This is a genomic window from Trebonia sp., from assembly GCF_049794275.1.
Lineage (GTDB): Bacteria > Actinomycetota > Actinomycetes > Streptosporangiales > Streptosporangiaceae > Trebonia.
In genome coordinates this window covers 1-4,355 of record NZ_JBARCR010000883.1, presented here as the reverse complement: position 1 = coordinate 4,355, position 4,355 = coordinate 1, and the positions used below count along the sequence as shown (strand labels likewise).

The window sequence follows — 4,355 nt, the reverse complement described above, 5'->3', positions numbered from 1 at the left end:
CGATCCTTACCGGCTTGAGCGGTTCGCGCAGGCGCAGGATGCCGGCGGCACCTACCAGCGGGCCGTCGCGGAACTGCGCGCGGGCCGGAAGGTGAGCCACTGGATGTGGTTCGTCTTCCCGCAGGTCGCGGGCCTCGGGTTCAGCGCGATGTCCCAGCGGTACGCGATCTCCGGGCTCACAGAAGCCCGCGCGTACCTGAACCACCCGGTGCTCGGCCCCCGGCTGACCGGATGCGCCCGCATCGTCGCGGGCACCGAGGACAGGACCGCCGACGACATCTTCGGTCCCGTGGACGCGATGAAGCTGCGCTCGTCGATGACGCTGTTCGCGGCCGCCGCGCCGCAGGAACGCGTGTTCGCCGAAGTGCTGGCGAAGCACTTCGGCGGCGTCCGCGACGACGCCACGCTCGCGCGCCTCTAATCCGCGCCGGCACCTTCCTCGACCAGCCTGGCGAGCTTGCCGATGGACTGGCTCCAGCCAAGCTCGTTGTCCTCCGGCCGGACGCCGGGCGGGAGGTTCTCGTGCGTGCCGGTGAGCACGGTGCCGCCGTCGGCGGCATCGGCGAGGGCGTAGGTGATCGTCATCTCGCCGCCCAGCGCCGGGTCCGGGGTCTCGAACTCCACCACCTGGACGACCTCGGTGTCGGGGACGAGCCGGGTGAAACGGCCGTGGTACGTGTCGGTCTGCGCGGTGGTCTTTCCGGTCCCCGTCGGCGCGTCGTAGGTCAGCGAGACCCGGAACTCGCCGCCTTCCCTGGCGTCGAACGCGTGCACGTGGCTGGTCATGATGTCGGGGACCTGCCACCGCTGTACGGCGTCGGGGTCCAGCAGCGCCTGGTAGACGCGGCTGCGCGGAGCCCTGATGTGCCTGGTGAGGCGCGTCGTTCCCATCCCCGCAGGTTAACACCGCGAGCGGCGGACCTACGGGATCGTCCAGGCGCGCTCCGCGGTGATGTGGATGGCCGTCCGGTAGTTCTCGTCGAACCACGACGCCGGGCGGCCCATCGCCTCGACCGCCGGCATGTACTTGTCGAGCAGCCCGGGGAACCGCGACGGCGGCGGCGCGTCGCGGACGATCCGGGCGTGGCCGGAGATCACCACGACGTCGCCGCCGCCCGGCGTGGAGTTGAAGTTCAGCGACACGCTGTCGTTAACCGCGATGTGCCGCAGTTTCGCGCCGCCGTTCACGCTGTAGACGGTGATCGCGGAGCCGTCCCACACGAACCACACCGGCCGCGGCGTGGGCCGTCCGGTCGACGTCACGGTGGTCAGCCAGGCGACCTGGTCGCTGATCAGATGGCGTTCGATCTGCTCGGTTAGCTCGAATCCCATACGGCCCATCTTTCCAGACGCTTCCAGCCCGCCTCGGGCGAGCTAGATCTTGTGGTGTTGTCGCTCATCCCGGCCTGTGGCGCTGGGTCAGGTGGGTGTGTCGCCGGTGACGTGGGTGCGCAGGTCGCGGATGATGAGTTCGACGGTGTGGGCGATGACGTCCGGGATGCGCTCGAGGGGCAGGCCGTAGCTGTCGTGCAGCGGCCACGAGGCGTCGGCGCCGGACAGCCGCAGCACCATCGCGGTGGCTTCCGCGGTGGCCTGGGCGGGCGCCCCGACAGCGTCCACCGCAGCCCGGATCGCGTCGAGGCGTTTCGCCCGGCGGTTCCGGCGCACCGTCTGCCAGACCTCGCCGCTGCTGGTCGCCAGCGCGCGGCTCAGCGAGCTGGCCAGCGCGTTGGCGTGGATCTCCCGGAAGTAGCGCGGCAGGTCGTCGGGGCCTGCGGCGGGCGTGATTCCGCCTGGGTTGAGATGCTGGTCGAACCACTCGGAGAGAGCGGCGACCTGGCTCTCGAGGTTCGGGAAGTACAGGTGCACGGTGCGTACCGAGACCCCGGCCCGGACCGCGGCCTCGCTGGGTGACAGCGTATTGCGCCCGGGGTCGGACAACTGCTTCACGAACGCGTCGAGGATCGCGCTGCGGGTTGCAGCGGCCTGCGCCTCACGCTTGGGACTGACGTAGCGTCTGGGCTCGCTCACATGACGAATTCAATATCATGGCTGACCGCGACACGGACCACCCCGGCGATGTCCGGCGGGTTCATCTCGACCTCGCTCGCGACCTCGGAGAAGAACGCCGCGGCGTCGCCCTGCGTGGTAATGGTCAGGAAGTGGACGTCGGTCACGTTGCGGTAGCTGTGCACGGTGTTGGACGGCACGTGGGCGGCACCTCCGGGACCGACGATCCGCGCTGAGCCATCGACCGTGACCTCGAGCTGGCCGGACAGGACGACGTAGATCTCTTCCCACGGGTGGCGGTGCGGCGGCGGCCCGGCCTCGGCGGGGCCGCTGGTGTCGAAGACCTCAACGGCCGATCCCATCGCGTGGGTCAGCAGCGGACGCAGCGTCTCGCCCAGTACGAGGTTGCTGTCGGCGGTGTCGAGGGTGGTGGTCGTGATCGTCATCGGATGCCTCCGTCCCGGGGCCTCGCCGCCCCGCATAAATGGCTTCAGTCAAATGAAGCCAATCTCCCCGGAAGAGGCGATACAGTTCGCTGCAGTCAAGTGCAACCAAAATTTCCGGCTGGAGTACTAGCTGCCGCGATACGTGGAGTAGGCGAACGGGGAGAGCAGCAGCGGCACGTGGTAGTGGCCCTCGGTCACCGTGAAGGTGATCGTCACCTCCGGGTAGAACGCCGCCACCCCGCGCGCCGCGAAATACCCGCCCGTCCCGAACACGACCCGGTACACCCCCGGCCTCGTCCGCGCCTCGAACCGGTGCCGGCCGTCGGCGTCGGTCGAGCCGGTCTCGATCGCCTCCCAGCCGTCGGGCGCGGAGAACGCCAGTGACACCAGGACGCCGGCCGCTGGCGCGCCGAGCGCCGCGTCGAGCACGTGCGTGGAGACGGTCACGAGCCCAGCGCCTTCGCCACCCGGAGCAAGGTGATCTTCTCGAGCTCCGCGGTCGCCACCGCCCGTTCCGTCGCGGGATCGTTGCCCAGCCTTGCCCCGAGAGCGGCCCGCATCTGCTCGCCGCTCAGCCCGGTGGCGCAGATCAGGAACACGTGCCCGAACCGCTCCTCGTAAAGAGCGTTCCCGGCAGCCAGCGTGGCGCGGGACGAGTCGCCGACGCCGGACTGCTCGGCCGCCGACTGACCGTGAACCCGGTCGCCGATCCGCGGGTGCGCGGACATGGCCTCAAGCACGTCATCCCAGGCGAGCGACTCGAACGCGGTCCTGGTCGCCTTCTCGGCCGCGGCCAGCGACGGGTACGGGCGGCCGGCCGCCATCGCGCCGGCGAACCGCCGGGACGCGCAGCACGACAGCATCACGGCGACCGCCTCACCGGGCGGCGATGCGTTGAACGACGCCAGGGTCACCCGGCCAGCCAACCACGCCGCGGCGGGGAAGGCGATGTTAACGCGCGGCTATTCGTCTTGTAGCTTCCGCTAAACACACGCGGGTTACGGTGGCGCGGTTGCCAACTGGAGGTAGGTATGCCGGAGGTCCACTCCCACGAGCTGCTGCTCGCGAGCGTCCCGCGGCCGGTGCTCCGCTCATTCCGCGACCGGCTCCTCGGCCCGCTCGCCGAATACGACACCCGCCGGGGCGCCGAGCTGCTGCCCACGCTGAAGTCGTTCCTGGCCTGCGATGGGTCGTGGAGCGTGTGCGCGTCGCGGATGTACGTGCACGTCAACACCGTGCGGTACCGGATCGGCCGGATCGAGGCGCTGACCGGCCGTGACCTGTCCTCGCTGCCGGACCGGGTCGACTTCTTCCTCGCGCTGCGCGGCGGGTAATCCGCGCGCGGGGCCGCCGGGCGCCGCCTAGGCTGGGCACGTGGTGCTCCCGTGACCTCTGAATCCGAGCAGCAGTGGCTCCGCGTCCACGCCTACCTGAACCGCAACCGGCACGACCTCGCCGTGCGCGCCGCCGCCGGGTACCCGGCGGAGAACCGGGTGGCCGGCACCCCGCTGCTCGCGCCTCCCGTGTGGCGGCTCCGGTTCCCCGTGCCGCTCGGCGACGTCCGCCTGGAGTTCCGCGAGCAGGCGCCCGCGCCCCGCGTCACCGACATCGCGGACATCGCGCCGGAGCTGCTGCCGGCGCGCGCCGACGGCACCCGCTACCGGCGCTACTCGGACGTGGTCCTAGAGCTCGCCAGCCCCGCCATCTTCGAGAACCGCAGCACCTACCGGCTGCTTGACGCGGACCTGACCGGCGAACGCCCGCACCTGACCTTTACCCGGGGCCGGTTCTTCGACGGCGTCGACGTCGGCGGGCCGGCGGCGCACGAGTTCGCCGCCGCCGAGCTCCGGCCAGGTCGCGGTACGCCGCTGCGCCGCGCCATCGGGGACCCGTGGGACC

8 protein-coding genes and 1 pseudogene are annotated in these 4,355 nt (G+C 70.8%); 3 read left to right on the top strand and 6 right to left on the bottom strand.

Translation table 11 applies throughout. The annotated features are described in order from the left end of the window. Nucleotides 1-421: DUF1810 domain-containing protein (locus WA805_RS22785; protein ID WP_425243360.1), on the top strand; the 421-nt coding region annotated here is incomplete at its 5' end. Here the strand turns inward: WA805_RS22785 and WA805_RS22780 are convergent. From WA805_RS22780 to uraD, 6 genes are all read right to left on the bottom strand, one after another. Continuing rightward, the gene (locus WA805_RS22780) at nucleotides 418-891 is read right to left on the bottom strand and encodes an SRPBCC family protein (protein WP_422276953.1); all 474 of its coding nucleotides are present in this window, start codon (nucleotides 889-891) and stop codon (nucleotides 418-420) included. The two genes, WA805_RS22785 and WA805_RS22780, sit on opposite strands and share 4 nt — an antisense overlap. A gap of 30 nt (nucleotides 892-921) precedes the next feature. Further along, nucleotides 922-1,332, bottom strand: a complete 411-nt coding sequence (locus tag WA805_RS22775; RefSeq protein WP_422276951.1) for a pyridoxamine 5'-phosphate oxidase family protein — start codon at nucleotides 1,330-1,332, stop codon at nucleotides 922-924. An 87-nt stretch (nucleotides 1,333-1,419) separates the two neighbouring features. Continuing rightward, nucleotides 1,420-2,031: a TetR/AcrR family transcriptional regulator gene (locus tag WA805_RS22770; protein WP_422276949.1), complete on the bottom strand. Its 612-nt coding sequence runs from the start codon at nucleotides 2,029-2,031 to the stop codon at nucleotides 1,420-1,422. Then, nucleotides 2,028-2,456, bottom strand: a complete 429-nt coding sequence (locus tag WA805_RS22765) for a cupin domain-containing protein (protein WP_425243359.1) — start codon at nucleotides 2,454-2,456, stop codon at nucleotides 2,028-2,030. Before WA805_RS22765 ends, WA805_RS22770 begins: the two co-directional genes overlap by 4 nt. Before the next feature lie 126 nt (nucleotides 2,457-2,582). Continuing rightward, entirely contained in the window at nucleotides 2,583-2,903 is a 321-nt protein-coding gene (gene uraH / locus WA805_RS22760; protein WP_422276945.1) for a hydroxyisourate hydrolase, read from the bottom strand. After that, on the bottom strand, nucleotides 2,900-3,370 hold the full coding sequence (gene uraD / locus WA805_RS22755; RefSeq protein ID WP_425243357.1) for a 2-oxo-4-hydroxy-4-carboxy-5-ureidoimidazoline decarboxylase: 471 nt from the start codon (nucleotides 3,368-3,370) through the stop codon (nucleotides 2,900-2,902). Before uraD ends, uraH begins: the two co-directional genes overlap by 4 nt. A 123-nt stretch (nucleotides 3,371-3,493) precedes the next feature. Here uraD and WA805_RS22750 point away from each other — a divergent pair. Continuing rightward, nucleotides 3,494-3,790, top strand: a pseudogene (locus WA805_RS22750) (PucR family transcriptional regulator); the annotation flags it as partial. Between the two features lie 51 nt (nucleotides 3,791-3,841). Next, nucleotides 3,842-4,355: hypothetical protein (locus WA805_RS22745; protein ID WP_425243356.1), on the top strand; the 514-nt coding region annotated here is incomplete at its 3' end.

Excerpts from the sequence above, each read along its gene's own strand:
- WA805_RS22780 (WP_422276953.1), bottom strand. The coding sequence starts at position 891 with ATGGGAACGACGCGCCTCACCAGGCACATCAGGGCTCCGCGCAGCCGC.
- WA805_RS22775 (WP_422276951.1), bottom strand. The coding sequence starts at position 1,332 with ATGGGATTCGAGCTAACCGAGCAGATCGAACGCCATCTGATCAGCGAC.
- WA805_RS22765 (WP_425243359.1), bottom strand. The coding sequence starts at position 2,456 with ATGACGATCACGACCACCACCCTCGACACCGCCGACAGCAACCTCGTA.